Below are 443 nucleotides of genomic sequence, written 5' to 3'. Positions count from 1 at the left end.
CAGTAGTTGTCCGCAAGATCGTTGAAGGCGGAAAGTCCCTTGCAGCTTTCGGCGTCCTTCATTGATGGCTCCAAGCGTTCGTGCGTGAGCGACAACTGTAGAGCGCTCTGCTCCGAATTGTACGGATAGGCCACGCGCAGCAGCATCGCGTGAACGACGGCGACAAGCGCCAAGTCCGGATTATTCGCCAGTTCGATACGCAAAGCAGCGGTCTTATGAGCCGTCAGGTCCTCGATCAGCGCGGCGGAATGGCTGATGCTCGGTGCCTTGGGTTTTGCCGCGCCGCTGGCGCTCGGCAAGCCTTCGCCGTCCTCGTGCCCATCTCCCACCGCCTCGGCTTCTCCCGGCTTCACAAAGCCGCGCTCAATGGCAAGCCGACCGTAATAGTCGAGGAACACGAAGGTTCCCGCCTGTTCCAACGCCTCTGGGCTATAGGCATCCGA

1 pseudogene is annotated in these 443 nt (G+C 60.5%); it reads right to left on the bottom strand.

Annotated elements, in window-relative coordinates:
• Positions 1-443, bottom strand: a pseudogene (locus ACFHWW_RS34300) (chromosome partitioning protein ParB); the annotation flags it as partial.

The organism is Sinorhizobium sp. P24N7 (assembly GCF_042436655.1).
Classification (GTDB): domain Bacteria; phylum Pseudomonadota; class Alphaproteobacteria; order Rhizobiales; family Rhizobiaceae; genus Sinorhizobium; species Sinorhizobium meliloti_A.
The sequence above is the reverse complement of the archived record's forward strand: the minus strand, read 5'-3'. Positions and strand labels throughout refer to the sequence as shown.